This window comes from Dehalococcoides mccartyi, from assembly GCF_001889305.1.
GTDB classification, from domain to species: Bacteria; Chloroflexota; Dehalococcoidia; order Dehalococcoidales; family Dehalococcoidaceae; genus Dehalococcoides; species Dehalococcoides mccartyi_A.
This window is the reverse complement of record NZ_CP013074.1, coordinates 787,104-802,921: the sequence shown is the minus strand read 5'-3', so window position 1 is coordinate 802,921 and position 15,818 is coordinate 787,104. Positions and strand designations below refer to the sequence as shown.

16 protein-coding genes and 1 tRNA gene are annotated in these 15,818 nt (G+C 44.4%); 7 read left to right on the top strand and 10 right to left on the bottom strand.

Annotated features, from left to right (window positions below):
- Nucleotides 1–2 precede the first annotated feature (2 nt).
- Genes ASJ33_RS04355 through ASJ33_RS04345 form a run of 3 tightly spaced genes read right to left on the bottom strand, consistent with a single transcriptional unit; the run spans nucleotide 3 to nucleotide 2,441 of the window.
- On the bottom strand, nucleotides 3–620 hold the full coding sequence (locus ASJ33_RS04355) for a SagB/ThcOx family dehydrogenase (RefSeq protein ID WP_023652292.1): 618 nt from the start codon (nucleotides 618–620) through the stop codon (nucleotides 3–5).
- Nucleotides 621–2,081 carry an RtcB family protein gene (locus ASJ33_RS04350; protein WP_023652291.1) on the bottom strand — a complete coding sequence of 487 codons (1,461 nt, stop codon included), beginning with the start codon at nucleotides 2,079–2,081 and terminating at the stop codon, nucleotides 621–623. It lies immediately after the preceding gene.
- Between the two features lie 9 nt (nucleotides 2,082–2,090).
- The gene (locus ASJ33_RS04345; protein ID WP_236886573.1) at nucleotides 2,091–2,441 is read right to left on the bottom strand and encodes an archease; all 351 of its coding nucleotides are present in this window, start codon (nucleotides 2,439–2,441) and stop codon (nucleotides 2,091–2,093) included.
- Between the two features lie 168 nt (nucleotides 2,442–2,609).
- On the opposite strand from ASJ33_RS04345, the gene ASJ33_RS04340 reads away from it, so the two are divergent.
- The 5 genes from ASJ33_RS04340 to ASJ33_RS04320 all read left to right on the top strand — a co-directional run bounded on the left by ASJ33_RS04340 (nucleotide 2,610) and on the right by ASJ33_RS04320 (nucleotide 5,648).
- Nucleotides 2,610–3,200 carry a hypothetical protein gene (locus tag ASJ33_RS04340; RefSeq protein WP_023652289.1) on the top strand — a complete coding sequence of 197 codons (591 nt, stop codon included), beginning with the start codon at nucleotides 2,610–2,612 and terminating at the stop codon, nucleotides 3,198–3,200.
- A 12-nt stretch (nucleotides 3,201–3,212) separates the two neighbouring features.
- Entirely contained in the window at nucleotides 3,213–3,917 is a 705-nt protein-coding gene (locus ASJ33_RS04335) for a hypothetical protein (RefSeq protein ID WP_023652288.1), read from the top strand.
- Nucleotides 3,918–3,928: 11 nt separating this feature from the next.
- Nucleotides 3,929–4,582, top strand: coding sequence for a thymidylate synthase (locus ASJ33_RS04330; protein ID WP_012882013.1), 654 nt, complete (start codon nucleotides 3,929–3,931; stop codon nucleotides 4,580–4,582).
- A 114-nt stretch (nucleotides 4,583–4,696) separates the two neighbouring features.
- Nucleotides 4,697–4,769: transfer RNA gene (locus ASJ33_RS04325), tRNA-Lys, on the top strand.
- Nucleotides 4,770–4,856: 87 nt separating this feature from the next.
- Nucleotides 4,857–5,648: an ABC transporter ATP-binding protein gene (locus tag ASJ33_RS04320; RefSeq protein ID WP_023652287.1), complete on the top strand. Its 792-nt coding sequence runs from the start codon at nucleotides 4,857–4,859 to the stop codon at nucleotides 5,646–5,648.
- Between the two features lie 67 nt (nucleotides 5,649–5,715).
- On the opposite strand, the gene ASJ33_RS04315 is transcribed toward ASJ33_RS04320, so the two are convergent.
- The 4 genes from ASJ33_RS04315 to ASJ33_RS04300 all read right to left on the bottom strand — a co-directional run bounded on the left by ASJ33_RS04315 (nucleotide 5,716) and on the right by ASJ33_RS04300 (nucleotide 9,252).
- The gene (locus tag ASJ33_RS04315; RefSeq protein ID WP_023652286.1) at nucleotides 5,716–6,951 is read right to left on the bottom strand and encodes a SufB/SufD family protein; all 1,236 of its coding nucleotides are present in this window, start codon (nucleotides 6,949–6,951) and stop codon (nucleotides 5,716–5,718) included.
- A complete protein-coding gene (locus ASJ33_RS04310; RefSeq protein ID WP_012882010.1) occupies nucleotides 6,933–7,688 on the bottom strand; it encodes an ABC transporter ATP-binding protein in 756 nt (251 codons plus the stop codon). Before ASJ33_RS04310 ends, ASJ33_RS04315 begins: the two co-directional genes overlap by 19 nt.
- A 99-nt stretch (nucleotides 7,689–7,787) precedes the next feature.
- Entirely contained in the window at nucleotides 7,788–8,513 is a 726-nt protein-coding gene (locus ASJ33_RS04305) for an ABC transporter permease (protein ID WP_041330867.1), read from the bottom strand.
- Nucleotides 8,506–9,252 carry an ABC transporter ATP-binding protein gene (locus ASJ33_RS04300; protein ID WP_023652284.1) on the bottom strand — a complete coding sequence of 249 codons (747 nt, stop codon included), beginning with the start codon at nucleotides 9,250–9,252 and terminating at the stop codon, nucleotides 8,506–8,508. The genes ASJ33_RS04305 and ASJ33_RS04300 overlap by 8 nt, the downstream gene beginning before the upstream one ends.
- 218 nt (nucleotides 9,253–9,470) lie before the next feature.
- On the opposite strand from ASJ33_RS04300, the gene ASJ33_RS04295 reads away from it, so the two are divergent.
- Nucleotides 9,471–10,061, top strand: coding sequence for a PAP2 family protein (locus ASJ33_RS04295; protein ID WP_023652283.1), 591 nt, complete (start codon nucleotides 9,471–9,473; stop codon nucleotides 10,059–10,061).
- Here the strand turns inward: ASJ33_RS04295 and ASJ33_RS04290 are convergent.
- On the bottom strand, nucleotides 10,058–11,560 hold the full coding sequence (locus tag ASJ33_RS04290; protein WP_041330862.1) for a phytoene desaturase family protein: 1,503 nt from the start codon (nucleotides 11,558–11,560) through the stop codon (nucleotides 10,058–10,060). The genes ASJ33_RS04295 and ASJ33_RS04290 overlap by 4 nt on opposite strands.
- Nucleotides 11,561–12,218: 658 nt before the next feature.
- On the opposite strand from ASJ33_RS04290, the gene ASJ33_RS04280 reads away from it, so the two are divergent.
- On the top strand, nucleotides 12,219–14,327 hold the full coding sequence (locus ASJ33_RS04280; protein WP_072555665.1) for an AAA family ATPase: 2,109 nt from the start codon (nucleotides 12,219–12,221) through the stop codon (nucleotides 14,325–14,327).
- A gap of 84 nt (nucleotides 14,328–14,411) precedes the next feature.
- On the opposite strand, the gene ASJ33_RS04275 is transcribed toward ASJ33_RS04280, so the two are convergent.
- Together ASJ33_RS04275 and ASJ33_RS04270 are read right to left on the bottom strand one after the other, a co-directional pair.
- Entirely contained in the window at nucleotides 14,412–15,122 is a 711-nt protein-coding gene (locus tag ASJ33_RS04275; RefSeq protein WP_072555663.1) for a hypothetical protein, read from the bottom strand.
- Complete coding sequence (locus tag ASJ33_RS04270; protein WP_072555661.1) at nucleotides 15,119–15,736, bottom strand: helix-turn-helix domain-containing protein; 618 nt, start codon at nucleotides 15,734–15,736, stop codon at nucleotides 15,119–15,121. Before ASJ33_RS04270 ends, ASJ33_RS04275 begins: the two co-directional genes overlap by 4 nt.
- Between the last annotated feature and the right edge of the window lie 82 nt (nucleotides 15,737–15,818).

Here is a 15,818-nt window from a genome sequence, read left to right as displayed (position 1 = left end):
ACTTATTTGGCGGCGGGGAAACCCGCCGCAATTATATACAGGGGTTTGGGGTGCCCGCTTAGATTCATAGATTTGCATATAATTTCTTCGGCAAAAGCACCTATTACTACACTTCCTAAACCCAAAGCCACACATTCCAAACTAAAGTTTTGAGCCACATGTCCCACTTCAAAATAGGCATACTTATCAGCACAGGTGCCATATCTTTTTATAAGCTCTTCCGGCCGATAACAGATAACCAGTGAAAAGGGTGCATCTGCCACAAAATTCTGCTTAAAACACCCCTCTGCCAGTTGCTTGCGGAAATCACCATTCACTTGCAGATGAATACCGTGCCGCTCAGGGTTATACCGGTATACACCGGCTTCCAAAGCTTCTATTCCTTTGTTCCCAACGATGATATAAAGGTCCAGCGGATAAATTGCCCCGGCACTGGGAGTAGAACGCAATTTATCTACGATATCGGTAATGCCGTTTGACGCCCATAATAATTGGGATAACATCTCCATAGTCAGCCCGCGGCTTGAAAAGGATCTTACCGAACGCCGTTTGTTTATAGCCTCTTCAAGTGTCATTTTCCCCCGCACAGCGGGCAGGGCTAATTTTATAATATCAGTCATTTATCCTTTTATTACTCCCAACGGTCTGGTTTTAAATATGTTCCGGGCAATACCAGCTTTGTGAGTCACTTCCACCACATCAGCCACATCTTTGTAGGCCTCGGATGCTTCTTCCACCAAACTGCCAATATCTCCTACCCTTATACTTATCCCCTGAGTCTTAAGGGTATCTATAAGCTGGGCACCGGACGCAGTTTTTTTGGCTGCACCCCGGCTTAGTATCCTGCCGGCACCATGGCAGGTAGATCCGAATGTTTCATGCATGGCAGTCTCGGTACCTACCGCTACATAAGAGTATCTCCCCATATCACCGGGTATTATAACAGGCTGCCCTACTTTTCGGTAAACAGCTGGTATTTCAGGCCGCCCGGCAGGGAAAGAGCGGGTAGCACCTTTGCGATGGACACACACATTTTGAATTTTACCGTCTACCGTATGTTCCTCTATCTTGGCAATATTATGGGCTACATCGTATATCTGGCTCATACCTAAATCACGCGGGCCTTTTTCAAATATTTTCATAAATACTTCACGTGCCCACTGGGTAATGCACTGGCGGTTAGCCCAAGCATAATTAGCGGCACATGCCATCGCTGCCAGATAATCCTGACCATCTTCTGATTTTAACGGGGCACAGGCCAGCTGACGGTCAGGTAAATTTATGCCATACTTTTTAGACATCTCGTTTAACAGCTGTACGTAATCAGTGCATACCTGATGTCCCAAACCCCGCGAACCGGTGTGGATAAGAAAAAGCACTTGCCCTGTTTGCTGAACTCCAAATACATCTGCCACTTCAGTGTCAAATATTTCATCTACAACCTGCACTTCCAAAAAGTGGTTGCCTGAACCCAGTGTACCCAGCTGGGAAGAACCTCTGGTCTTGGCTTTAATGGAAACTTCGTCAGGGTTCGCACCGGACAAGCTGCCGGATTCTTCCGTCAGTTTAACATCTTCGGCTTCGCCCATACCTTTTTCCAAAGCCCAGCTCCCACCGCGGGTCATTACATTATCAATATCGGTCAGGCTTAGTTTTATATTACCGCCAGTACCCACACCGGAGGGTATTTTGTCAAAAAGTCCATTTAAAAGTTCGTTTATCTTTGGCTGCACTTCTTCCACGCACAGGTTCGTCCTCAAAAGGCGGGTTCCGCAGTTTATATCAAAACCTACACCACCCGGTGAGATTACTCCATCACTTATTCGGGTAGCAGCCACCCCTCCAATAGGAAATCCATACCCCCAGTGTATATCAGGCATCGCCATAGACTTGCCGGTAATGCCAGGCAAGAAAGCTACATTGGCAATCTGCTCTATAGCATGCTCCTCCCATATTTGGTTAAGCATATGCTCACTGGCATATACCAGACCGGGCACTTTCATACCTACTTTGTAGTTTTGAGGAATTTCCCAACGGTAATCATCTATTTTTTTTAGTATTCCCTGCCACGGGCTGGTCATAACTGCCTCCTAGATATCCAATAACACTTGAAGCTTGTACCCTCCGGTAATCTTTTTAACTTTAAGCAAGTGATAAGTAGCGCCCTTTACATAATGATGTAAAGGGATATCCGCAGTAACTTTCTGACCAAAACAGATAGCGGTAAGCTTAAAAGCAGAACTCACCGCTACTTCAAAACGGCAAAACACCAATCTTTGAGTGTCAAATATATATATAAGTTCATTCAGCCACTTAACCAGCAGATTTTCATAATTGTCAGCATCAAAGCTTATTGATACAGTTTTATCCTGTTTCAGGGTAGAGGTATCTGTAATAAGATTGAAAAGGCCACTGGCCATAAACGCGAAGGCATCACTCAAATTTGCCCCTTGAGCGAGAATGCCCGTATCGGCAGTATGCTGAATCAGCTTGTATCCGGAAAACATCGCTATTTATTATAACATTTTAGCCATTTGTGAGCGTAAATTTCTTTCAGCTTTAACCGTCATTTAGTATAATAGAGGCGAATAAATGAAATCGGAGTGAATATGGGCGAAATTAAGTCTGCTTTTGAAATCGCCATGGAAAAGCTTAAGGATATTGAAGAAGTTACCGAGGATGAGAAAGCCCGTTGGAAGTACCTGCCTGCCGGGGAAAAGCTGGCCACCGCCTATCTAAAAGGGAATATTAACCTCAAAGATGAACTTCAACAATACCAAGGGAAACCACGTGAGTATGTGGGAAAAGGCATAGAAAACCATCTTTTGCCCCTCATTACTCTGCCTGAAAATGAAGCCGCGGCCAATACCGCTAGCAAGGCAATGGAAGGTATAAAGGGCATCAAGGAAGATCAGGCAAACGCAGAAACAATTATCAGCCAGATAAAACAAATCATGGCACATTATACTGACCAGGGTGAAAAACAGCGCCGCAGCGCTTATGACCAACTAAAGCAGCAATATTCACAATACCTGCAAAAGGCTATGCAACAGGGGATGGAAATGCCTCCGGGTCTGTCAAATGACATAGAGAAGCACCCCCGTTTTCAGGAAGAATGGCGGAAACGGAAAAATGAATTTGAGGCAAGGTATATAGAATCTCTGGCTCAAATGAAACAAGCACTTTCACAGATAAAGTAGGGGTTTATTAGGGTGGATGATTCTCTGATTTTTAAAGCTGTGGCAAATACACGGATACTCCGGCCGCCAAAACAGCGGCTGGCAACATTCGGTATTACCAATATAGATTATTATCTGCTGACTACGCCGTCTTATCCTGTTGCAGAAGACGACACGTCTTCACAGATGGAAACGGTAATTAGAGAAGGGAAAGTGATAGTTCAGCAGCCGCGGATAGTCACCCCGTATTACCTGACCCGACTTGAAGGCTTCTCTGACGAAGCCAAACGCTATTTCAGCCTGCTGGTTGACCGTTATGGCTCTCAGGCACCCGGGCTAATGTATGCCTATAAAAATGAATCCAAGGGGCTGAATATTGTACCGGGGGAATTGCACACCGTAGCTCAGAATATAAGCCAACAACTGGATAAAGATAAAACCAAACTAACCACCATAATCCAAGGGGAAGATACCCTTTGGGATGTATCTCTGTTAAAATTCATCTACGATCTTACCCGTCATTCGCTGCAAGGCAATCTGTCAGATTTGGGCAGCCAGGGACGGCTGGGAATAGGTACTGATGGTGTACCCAGTGATGCCCGTTTTTATATTGAAGAACTGTTTTCTAAAACACTTCGTGATGAAGCTGACCCGAAAGAATTGAAAGATGAATTGGAACGTTGGGAGCTTTTTAACGAATATCAGGATCGTTTTTTTGCCCTGTTTAAGAAAAAATAAGGGGAAGACTGATGAAAATTACCTCAGTGGAAGCCAGAGATCTCTCTGAAGCATGGTTTTTGTGCCTGAGGCAGGTACTTACAGACGGTTATGAGTACACTATTGAACGTGGCAGTTATTCAGGACAAAAACGCAAAGAACTGGATATGATAACTGTCCATATTAAAAACCCCGGTAACCGCCCCCTTATACCTGATGTTCCGCCCGGTGTACCTGCACCCTCCACTATGGAATACATAGATAACTACCTGCCGTATCTTATGACTGCCCACCGGGCGGAAGGTGAGCAATATACCTATGGCCAGTATCTTGAAGCCCAGATTGCCAAAGTCATCAAAATGTACAAGGAAACAGGCTTCAATACTAATCAGGCATTTATGACTGTAGGCAACCCCGAAACACTGGATTTGGAAGACCCTCCCTGCCTCCGCAGTATAGATACCAGAGTGCGTTATGGGAAACTCCATTTTATTATATATTTCCGCTCGTGGGATTTATGGGCAGGTTTCCCGTCTAATCTGGCCGCTATCCAGATGCTGAAGGAATACATGGCTGCCGAAATAGGGGTGGAGGACGGTGAGATTATCGCCATGAGCAAGGGTATGCATATATATGATTATGCATGGGATATAGCCAAAACCGCCGCCGGCATGAACGGCGTTTAGGCATTTGGCATTTCAGCTTATTTGTACTATAATGCTGAACGTTCTTTTCAAAAACAGCCAGCAGTTATTTGTCACAAACTGCCTATAGTGTTAAAATATGGATGCTTTAAACGTGGGCCGATAGCTCAATTGGCAGAGCAATTGACTCTTAATCAATTGGTTGGAGGTTCGAGTCCTCCTCGGCTCACTTTATCACGTTTCCCAAGCGGTCATGCAGGATATTGACCGCTTTTCTATTTCCGGATATTAACAGGTAATGCAAAAGGATATTATTATGACCAAAAGGGATTTGCCCCCTCTTATAGAGTTTAAAAATATCAGCCTTATGCGCGGTGAGCGCCTGTGCCTGAAAAACATAAACATGGTTATCAATAGAGGGCAGAATCTGGCAATACTCGGCCCGAATGGGGCGGGTAAATCCAGTCTGATTAAGACCATAACCCGCGAACTGTACCCGATATTTGACCCACATGGTTCAAGCCTGCGTATACTCGGGCAGGAGAACTGGGATGTGTTTTCGCTGCGAAGCCAGTTGGGAATAGTATCCGCCGAAATTTTAAGCCAAGATATCAGCCAGACCTGCAAAGAAGCGGTGTTAAGCGGTTATTTTGGTTCATCTTATCTTCATGATGCAAATCTGGTCAGCCCGCAGATGGAAACTTATGCCAAAGATATAATGCATATGCTGGAAATAGACCATCTAGCCAAAAGACTGACAGATGAAATTTCCAGCGGGGAAGCCCGAAGAGTAGTTATTGCCAGAGCACTGGTAAATAACCCCCAAAGCCTGCTCCTGGACGAACCAACTACCAACCTTGATATGAAATCTGCCCACCAGTTGCGTATGCTACTCAGCAAAATTTCAAATATGGATACCCAGATAATACTGGTGACCCATAACCTTACCGATATAATACCGGAAATAAACAGAGTAGTTATGCTGAAAGATGGCAGTATTTTTCGGGATGGAGTAAAAACCGAAATAATGACTGAGGCCAATTTTTCAGAACTTTTCGGATTTGAAGTGAATTTGCTGAATAAAGACAGCTTTTATTATCTGTATTAACACCAATTATACTAATAAGCCCTCTGTTTCCAGAGGGCTTAAATCTGTCACAAATGTAATTTTATTCTTACATGCCTTCCTGGTCGCCCAGTTTAATAGCTTTGTCCATTTCTTCCTTGAGCAGGGGAGGCAAACCCTCTACATCTACATTTAAAAAGCCGCGTACGATAGCAGCTGTAGCTTCATCTTTGTTCAAGCCCCTGGCCATCAAGTACTCGACTTCTTCTTCGGCTATCTTACCAACCGCCGCTTCATGGGATAAATCCACCCCGGACACCTTTCCCATCAGCTCAGGTATAGCATAAATAATGCCATTGTCACCCAAAATAAGGCCGCGGCATTCCAGGTGTCCCTTGCAATCCGGCACTTTCCCTTCAATATACCCGCGGGAAATGATTTCTCCGCCGGTGGTGAGGGCACGGGTAATAAGCTCGGTCCGGGTATGCTTGGCATTCAGGAAAACCCGCGAACCGACATCCATTTTAGAGCCGGGTGGGCAAACCATAACACTATTAAAGCGGGCAACTGCATTTTCGCCATTCAGGTAAGCTACCGGATATGACTGCAGGTTTTTAACAGTCTTCATGATAACGTAGTTGCTCAGAAAAACGCCGTTTTCTTCCACTATAGCACCGGTACGCGGGCGAACTGCTATATCCGGTGACCAGGTATGTATCATGGTAAAGGTTACTTTAGCGCCCTTTTTTATAAAAAACTCGGTCACACCCAGATGCAGACCGGTCTCAGTGCGGTGAGCGGAAGTACAACCGGTAATAATATGCAGCTCGGAACCTTCTTCGGCAATGATAATATTGTGGACATTCTGGATGGACTGGTTTTTTGCCATATACATACAGGATTGTACGGGGAATTCAGTTTTTACGCCGGGAAGTGCCCGTATAAAATAGCCATCCGCCTTATTAAGCTCAACGTGAGCAGTATATTTATCTGCATCTACAGATACCGCTTTCCACCAGTAATCTTTCAACCAATCATACTTCAGAGCGGCTTCACTGGTTGACATAATCTCTATGCCATCTTGCTGAGCTGAAAAATGAACCGGGCGGTTATCCATCTGGATATATGTTCCGCTCCGTTCTTTCAGGTCATCCAGTACTACACCTGACTCAAGCATGCGGGCTTTATCTTCAGCGGCAAGCTCAGATGGCTTGCTTACATATTTATGAGCTTCCGTATTATCGGTGAATTTTTCCAGAAGTATATCATCACCAATAGCGGGCTTTTTATTTATAGCAGCACCGGCTTTATCAGCCAGATTAGGCCTTAGATCTTTCGGGGACATTCTACACACTCCTGATAACCGTTCTGCTTGATGGTTTCAAGCATATCCCGCGGATCCCCGGTGCAATTTATGCGCCCGTGACAGAGCACATAACCGGTACGGGCGTTTACATAATCCAAAATATGCCCGGTATGGGTTATTACCAAACCACCGCGTTTGCGTTCGCGGATAGGGTGCTTTTTCTCTAACAAATCGTTTATAAGGCTGCCGATAAGGGCGATATTTTCCAAATCAACCCCTGATTCCGGTTCATCAAGCAACACCATATCTGGACCCTGCGCCAGTAGCTGTAGCAACTCGGAACGTTTGATTTCACCGCCGGAAAAACCGTGGTTTACATCTCTCTCCAGAAAATTTATCATGTTTGCTTTTTTGGCAAGCTCGTCAATTACGCCTGAATCCTCTTTAGTACGAAGAGAACTTCGAACCATTTCCCTCAGTTTTACCCCGCGTACCACCGGCGGACGCTGAAAACTGATGCCAATGCCCAAACGGGCACGCTCATCAAGCGGAACATGGGTAATATCTTTGCCGTTAAATATGAGCTGTCCTTTAGTTATTTTGTAACGGGGAAAACCCATGAGTGTCATCAGCAGGGTGGTTTTACCGCTGCCGTTAGGCCCAAAGATAACATGGGTCTCTCCTGCGGGTAGTATCAGGTCAACTCCGTGGAGTATTTCACGACCATCTACCTCAACATGGAGATCCTTAACCTCAAGCAGAATTTCTGAATCCATTTAAATACCCCTGTATCTATGCTAAGTACATATTAAATGTTACCAGTAAAGCGGCGGATATGCAATTTGCAGAGCAAGAATTTGCCTGCCTGTTTTGCTTTAGCGGCGTTTGGGTACGGTAAGTGTTGCCAAAACAGTAGTAATAACCGCAAACAGTATCAAAACGCCACACTGAAACCCTAATTCAGTCAGATTTTTACCCTGAAGCATTATTTCACGCATGCCATCCACACCATAAGTCAGCGGCAATATATTTGACAGATACTGAAGCCACTCCGGCATCTGGGAAACAGGCCAGATGACACCGCACAAAAACACCTGGGGAACAATAATAAGAGGGATAAACTGAACCATTTGAAATTCATTTTTGGCAAAACTGCTGGTGAAAATGCCCAGGGTAACCGCCCCGGTAATAATAAACACCTGAAAGAGCAGAATCTGCCAGAGTTCACCCTGAAAGTTGACTCCCAGCACGTAGATGGTGAAAAGAACAATGATAAGTGTCTGGAGCAAGGCAAACACGAAAAAACCCAAAAGATAACCGGCAACTATGTCCAGACGGGAAACAGGTGCAGCCATAAGCCTTTCCATAGTACCCTGAGATGTCTCCCTAAGGAATGAAATGCCGGTCAGCAGGAAGCTGAAAAACAGGGCTAAAGTGGCCAGCATGGCCGGGGCAATATAATCAAGCACTGTTGCATCAGGGAAGCTGATACCTATAAGCCCCATAACCACCACCGGAACTACTATTATCAGCGCCATAGTCCGCCGGTCATGGAGCAACTGGCGGATAAGCCTCTGGGCAATAGCCAGTATATTATTCATGGCTGAGAGCACCTCCTGTGCGGATGGAATACAAAAAGGCATCTTCCAGACTGGCATCAGCTTTACCCGTAGCCGCCTTTAATTCTGGCGGAGTACCTTCGGCAATTACTTTGCCTTCACGCAGAAACGCCAGACGGTCACAGTGGGCGGCATCATCAAGAGTATGGCTGGAAATTATAATAGTCACACCTTTTTGGTTTAAATTTTTAAAATACTCCCAAAAACGGCAGCGCAGTTCAGGGTCAAGCCCCACGGTAGGTTCATCCAGAAATATTACCGGAGGATTATGGACAATGGCACAAGCCAGACTTACCCTCTGTTTCATGCCACCGGAAAGGTTCATCACAGCATCGTTCCGTCTATCCCAGAGGTCTACCAGCCTGATTACTTCTTCTATACGGGCTTTACGCAGTGTTTTATCCCGTAGCCCGTAGATACAGGCAAAAAAGTCTATATTCTGGCTGACTGTCAGTTCGGTATACAGGGAATGTATCTGGGGCATGTACCCCAGCTGATATTCCAGCTGGCGGCTGAACTCTTTGCCCAGTATGGCAAGATATCCGCTTTTTTGGCGGAGAAGCCCCACCATTATCCGAATAAGAGTGGTTTTGCCTGCCCCGTTAGGCCCCATTATCCCGAAGCTTATACCGCAGGGAATCTCCAAACTCAAACCATCCAAAGCTTTGATGTGTTTATAATTGAAAGAAATATCCCGCAAGCTGATAGCAGTTTCAGTCATAATGTATCCCTTTCTAGTTAACGGCAGGATTTAAAAGTCTTCACTGCCAAGTACCTAAAGCTTGATACTGCCTGATTTCTTAGATATAAATACCATTCATAATACCCGCAATATACGCACTGCCGCAAGAGTGAGGGAAACATATCCGAAACTTATTAGTGCTGGATAACAGTTTATGCTAATATGGGAATGAAGGTTTTATATACTGGGAAGGTGACTTGAAAACCAAACTGGCAAACTACATCTCCGATATTTTCAATCCGCTCACACTAAGTATACTGTTCGTTTTCCTGCTGGCTAAAGACTCCACCGAAAACTTGTGGGAAGCCATCAGGTGGTCATTTATATTTATAGTTTTGTGCATGCTGCCGATATTTCTGGTTATTTTGAATATGGTCAAAAAAGGCAAATTGCAGTCGGTTTTTTCAAACCCACGTGAGCAGCGCCATATTTTATATGTTTTAGGCTCGGTAATGGTGGGCGCCGCCCTGATTGTACTGATATTTATTGGCGCACCGGATAAACTTATTGCCGCTTTGTTTGCCGGTTTTGTTTCCAGTGTGCTTTTTATGATAGTAAATTTCTTTTGGAAAATAAGCGTTCACACCGCATTTGCCAGCGCTTTCTCCAGCATAGCCTTGATGCTTTACGGCTATAGCGCTTTAGGTTTCATGCTACTGGTACCAATGATGGCTTGGGCCAGAGTTTATCTGAAAGAACATACCATGGGGCAGGTAACAGCCGGTGCATTGCTGGCTGGTACAGTGATAGTCACCGTTTTTAATATTTTTAATATGGTGAATATTTAAGTAGTCCGTGTAAAAAAAGGCTTTTTTTCTTTGGCACATATAAGCTGCACAGCCTGACGCCCGGAAAGAATTACCCCCGGAACACCCCCTGATACCCAATGCCCCGCCAGATAGAGGTTTGAAAGCCCCTCTAAAGTCCGTCGTGTTTCTTCCTTGAAATTTTGAAGGTTAATCCTCCAACCCTCAGGTGCACCTTTATAATTTAACGTATAACGATTCAGAGTGCAGGGAGTAGCTATATCCGTAACCTCTACCAGTTGGGATAAGCCAAAATAGAGCATCTCCAGATGGGTCAATATTTCTGATGCCAGCCGTTCTTTTTCAGCAGTGTATTTTTCCTTGTCTGTCTGCCAAAGGTTATCCCAGTAATCCCAATCCGTTTCAAACTCGGCCTGAATGACACTCTTGCCTTCAGGAGCAAAATGATTGCTGTAGTTAAATATACGGACAAATATTTGATGGATTTCCCGTTTCCCAATACGCAGCGGCTGTTTTAGAACAATGGTATTGAAAACATTTTCATTTTCAAAAGTATGTTTTACACCGAAACTGGCCGCAAAATACGGGGGGCTGAGTTCATAGGTATCAAATTTATTCTGAAGCTTTTTACCGATATATTTGCCGTCAAGCAGGTGAAAAACAGTATTATGAATATCCCCGGCCGAAATTATATAATCGGCAAAATCTTCAGTCCCGTCAGTCAGTCTGACCCCGATTGCGCAGTCATTGTTAACCAATATTTGCTCTACTGTCGTGGAGTAGATTATTTCTCCATTCAGATCTTTATAACGTTTTTCTATCTGGAGTACAAAATCTTTACAGCCTTTTGAGAGATAGCTTATTTGCCCATCACCGGCAATAGCTAACAACATGATTACAAACCAGACAGGGGACTGGGGAGTAAACAGATTATTCAGACAATCAGCCAGCCAGCGGTTTTGCATTCCCGAAGTATATTCTTCCATACTTCGTGTGTATTTGCCAGACATATATTTAAATAGACCACGCATTTTCCAGATAGTGGTAAGCCTGTCTAATCCGGAAGTGAGTTCAGGCGGATTTATTTGCCCGTAAGTGGTTAAATCTTTGCAGGAGAAAGCACCTACTGCAGTTGCCAAATCATCTATCAACGGGGTGTCGGCAGGAGAAAGCATTTTCATATCTAAAGCCAGTTCTGAAATATTGAGAGGTATATCCAATTGCCGGCCCTGTTCAATATCGATAAAACTGCCGTATGATTTTGCCGGAACAAAATTGGCAGGGTCTGCCACCCCAAGCTGGCGGTAAATATTAAATAAATCAGTGCCGTTCTTATACCCCATCATAAAGTGAATACCGCCGTCAATCAGGTATTCACCCCGCCGCCAGGTAGCCGCAACCCCACCCGGCTCAGAATGATGTTCATAAATACAGGTATCATAACCATTCATACGGGAATAACAACCGGCAGAAAGTCCGGCCAGACCCGCACCGATAATGATAACTTTCTTTGCAGACATGACGGCCTCCTGAAATACAGCCGAATAATATTCCGCTTTTGTCTAAGCGTCAATAGCGGAAAAATAAATAAAAAAACCGCCCACACAGGGCGGTTTTATATACTTTGGCTCCCCGAATGGGTCAATACACAGAACTTTTCGGGCTGTCTTCGAGATGCCAATCGTCCCATTTAACCATAATCTCATCAAAATCGGCAAGCGTCAGTACCGAAACCCTATTTGCCTTGCGAAAGAGTGGCGTAGGGCTTTAGCCGATGGTGTATATGCCTCACCTGCTGCCCTGGCACGCCATTTTAAAGTCTCTAGAGCCAGAGTGACGCAGATTTTGAACCTCTTGCAGTTATCACCCGAAGTCATTGACGTGATTTGTTTATTGGGCGATCCTATTAGATATCCAATAATAACCGAGAGGAAACTCAGATCGTTACTGGCATTAAGCTCTCAACAACAAAAGGCTCAACTGGAAACCATGTTGTCAAAGAATGGGTACAAATAAATGCAGCAGTTCGAGTCCCCTTAGCTGGCGGTACTTGACGATAGACAGAACCAGGACGTTTGAGTTAACATTTGTTTTATAGAATTACTCAGACGAAGACTACAAGAAAGATATATCTTTGTAAAGCTAGGTCCGGTACTCAAAGTGCTCAAGGAGGAATAAGTGATAAAAGCTGAAGTCTGCAACTGCAATAACATCCTTTCCTCCACTATTCAAATACGGAAAAATCACTTAAATATCCGTTATGCCATGAACGGAACCGGTAAATCAACTATTGCCTCTGCCATTGAGCTTCGGTCGAGACAAGAAGACCTCTCTCCTTTGAAGTGTTTTGGGGGCACCTTCGAACCAACATGCACGCTTTCCGAGCCTATCAACAAAGTATTACTCTTTAACGAAGATTTCGTAAGGAGCTTCGTCTTCCAAGAAAGTGAGGTAATCCGGAACGCCTTCGAAGTCTTTATTAAAACACCCGAGTATGAGGGACGACAAAAAGCTGTAGACGAAAGGCTCAAGAAGATTCACCTTGACATCGCTAATAACGAAGAACTACAGCAACTTGTTTCCACCGGGAAGATGGTTCTCTCAAAATTCTCGACAACCAAAGATGGAGAATTGCAGAATCGAGGAACCTTGAAGAGCATCACGGATTCTGGCAGTATTTTCACTCTCCCGAAAGAGCTCCAGAGATTCCAACCTCTGATGCAGAAGGATTATACTCCAGATTGGGTCGGGTGGAAGAACGATGGTGCCAAATACGACGCCAATGGTATATGCCCATTTTGTAGTTCTGATTTAGAGGGTGACTACCAAGCCAAGAAGAAAACCTTTACCTCTTCCTACACCAAGTCCAACGTTAAGAACATCATCGACATGGTTTCTAATTTCGACGCTGTCAGAGACTTGATGGACCCAGCGAAGAAAGATACTCTGTACGACTGCATAAGGCAAACAAAAAACGAACGCGAAATTCGGCTATGGCTCAAGAACTTCTACAATGAGCTGAAGTTTCTCGTTGAAGAAATCTCCGACGTACAAAAGTTTGGCTCTTTCCAAATCAAACGCGAGGACATTCCTCACCTTGATGCACAACTAAAGGAATTGAGGGTAGACATTTCACATCTCCAAATCTTCAACAACAAGAAAGTCCAAGGCCTCATAGCCTTCATTAATACGAGAATAGACTCGGTAATTACCGAAACCGAAACGCTCAAGAAAGAAATCGGCGAGCTCAAAGGCCTTATAGGAACCGCCAAAGAGCAAGCGATTAAGGACATTAACGACTTTCTGTCCACAGCAGATATCAACTACAAATTCGATTTACAGGATGAAGCTGAGAACTCGTCCAAGACCACGTTGAGCTACGTCACCAGAGATCGCCTCTCATTCGAAGTTGAGGACATCAATCTACATCTCAGCTGGGGAGAAAAGAACGCCTTTGCCTTAGTCCTGTTCATGCATTACGCCCTGAGCCAGGACCCTCAGCTGATAATACTTGACGACCCAATCTCTTCTTTCGATAGCAATAAAAAATATGCTATCATAAGCAGATTATTCTCTTCCAAGAACAAGAAGAGAAGCTTCTATCGCAAGACCGTTCTAATGCTTACACATGATTTGGAGCCTGTTATTGACTATGTAATAAATGAAAAGCCCACTGGTGCATACGTGTCAGCCTATTTTTTGCAAAATAAAGGTGGCATGATATCCGAATTGGAGATATCCGATTCAGACATCAGATCCTTACCAAAAATGCTAGTTGACAATGCTAGGAATGATAAGTTGAACAAGGTTCACAGGGTTACCAGCCTCAGAAAATTCTTTGAACACATGCCGGACCAGCCAGGGCAAGAACAAGCTTATAATTTGCTGTCCTCACTCCTCCACTGTAAACCAAAACCGACTAGGAAAGACGACTCTGAAATGGAAAAGGGAGATATTGCTGCAGGCGAAAGTCTGGTAAAACAATATATTCCCGATTTCGACTACGCCTTTTACTCAACCAGCCTTTTCTCGAAAGAGGCTCTGTTGAAAATTATTACGGACGACCCTAACTCCTATTTTCGTCTACAGGCATTCCGGGTGCTACTTTTAGCCCTTAACCTGAAACCAAAAATTGACGACGACACCTTGATGAAATATATTGACGAGCAATTCCACGTTGAAAATGATTACATTTTCGCTCTCGATTTATTGAAATATGATACGGTGCCAGATTTTGTTGTTCCGAGAACACTTGAATTTCTAAAGAAGGAACATTTAATTTCTTAAAAACGATCCGATGCTCGCATTGTGTATTTCTTAAGTCCAAAACACCAGACCTCTGAACTTGACTTGGGCTTTACTAAGCATCGGCTATAATCGCCTTTCAATAAGCTTTTTCTGGTCTTCAACAAGTGTTCTAATTGCAGCCTCAGCCGGAATCCAGTTAAACACTGAATACACCTTAGTGGCCATACTGAGTGCCATTTGGTCGGCGCTAGCTGATAACTCACCAACAGGTAGGCTCTGCTCAAACATTATTGGCGTATCCGTTTGATTCACATACCGATGGGTGAAAAATCTGTCAAAGCTCTCATATAGCATATAGTCTTTAGTATTATGAAGCTGAACAGATAAGAAGGCTGTTGGGTCTAGCGCCCCTCCCTTCGCCAGCCCCACAGCAAAATGGAAAATCTCAGTCAATGTAAAAAGTAAGTCCCTCACGTGAACATATCCAGCATGTAGAGGAGGCAATGGCGACATACCCTTAAAAACCTCTTCACGCGCTGCTCCTGCTCCATGCAATCTAACGTAATGAAGCCACTGTCCACTTTCATACAGCCGCCAGTATTCTCTATAGTTCTCCCATTCTACCTTTCCCTCAAGCCACTGCCCGTTATAAGTTGTTTCCCCAACCTGATAGTACGGATATGGCCAACCGCGAAGTGATACCGCTGCTTTTGATACAAGGGTCTCCATACTGGGGCGAGTTGGTAATCTTTTAGCTTGATATTCAGTTGAATGAAGCTCAATCCGCCAATGTCCCAGCGACTTTATTTCTTTTATAAGCTCATCGTTATTCATAAGCCGCCTCTCTCAGTTTCATACTGTTGTGTATCGCGCTGATTCGTGGTTTCTGTAGGTATTAATCCCAAACTGCGAAGCCGACTAACTTGCTTGGAGGTTCCTTTGTCTACTGCCAAACTAATTAGTTCTCTTAAATCTTCATCGGTTGAGATGGGTGCTGACTCAATTTTTCTATTGCTCCTATAGTAAATAACCCCAGCCTCCAAATTCTCTCCCCCTGTAATCTTCTGCTTTCTGCAAATAACGGGGGCGGCATCAAATTCCTGCACCTGAATGATTACAAACTGATTACCATTAAGCGGGAATGCTTCGATGCTGAACTGGACGGCGGGGGTGGCGTAATCATTGACCCATTGAGCTACATCATCCTGAGTGAAAGATACTATCTGCTGAGGGGTCATTACTTCTGGCACCCATACTCCCCTTGTGGGCTCCTGCATTCCAACTACTATCACTCCGCCATTGCTCAGGTTAGCCATTGCCATCATGGCCTTCGCAATCTTTACTTTGGTAGTGTCATTACCAGTCCATATCATGGAGCGCTTATATTCAAGGTATCGTTCCTCTTTGCCACGCTGGATATACAATTGCAGGTCTGTTCCGTTAGGCATGTAAGCCTCCTGTTACTAGATAGATAATGCAAAGTTTAGATTCGCTTTTATCCTATTATGGGTTAGAGGGCATAGGCTCTCA

Bases quoted from the DNA above. Each gene is read 5' to 3' on its own strand.
- ASJ33_RS04310 (WP_012882010.1), bottom strand. From the start codon at position 7,688: ATGGATTCAGAAATTCTGCTTGAGGTTAAGGATCTCCATGTTGAGGTA.
- ASJ33_RS04330 (WP_012882013.1), top strand. From the start codon at position 3,929: ATGAAAATTACCTCAGTGGAAGCCAGAGATCTCTCTGAAGCATGGTTT.
- ASJ33_RS04275 (WP_072555663.1), bottom strand. From the start codon at position 15,122: ATGAATAACGATGAGCTTATAAAAGAAATAAAGTCGCTGGGACATTGG.
- ASJ33_RS04320 (WP_023652287.1), top strand. From the start codon at position 4,857: ATGACCAAAAGGGATTTGCCCCCTCTTATAGAGTTTAAAAATATCAGC.
- ASJ33_RS04270 (WP_072555661.1), bottom strand. From the start codon at position 15,736: ATGCCTAACGGAACAGACCTGCAATTGTATATCCAGCGTGGCAAAGAG.
- ASJ33_RS04355 (WP_023652292.1), bottom strand. From the start codon at position 620: ATGACTGATATTATAAAATTAGCCCTGCCCGCTGTGCGGGGGAAAATG.
- ASJ33_RS04315 (WP_023652286.1), bottom strand. From the start codon at position 6,951: ATGTCCCCGAAAGATCTAAGGCCTAATCTGGCTGATAAAGCCGGTGCT.
- ASJ33_RS04340 (WP_023652289.1), top strand. From the start codon at position 2,610: ATGGGCGAAATTAAGTCTGCTTTTGAAATCGCCATGGAAAAGCTTAAG.
- ASJ33_RS04300 (WP_023652284.1), bottom strand. From the start codon at position 9,252: ATGACTGAAACTGCTATCAGCTTGCGGGATATTTCTTTCAATTATAAA.
- ASJ33_RS04305 (WP_041330867.1), bottom strand. From the start codon at position 8,513: ATGAATAATATACTGGCTATTGCCCAGAGGCTTATCCGCCAGTTGCTC.
- ASJ33_RS04350 (WP_023652291.1), bottom strand. From the start codon at position 2,081: ATGACCAGCCCGTGGCAGGGAATACTAAAAAAAATAGATGATTACCGT.
- ASJ33_RS04290 (WP_041330862.1), bottom strand. From the start codon at position 11,560: ATGTCTGCAAAGAAAGTTATCATTATCGGTGCGGGTCTGGCCGGACTT.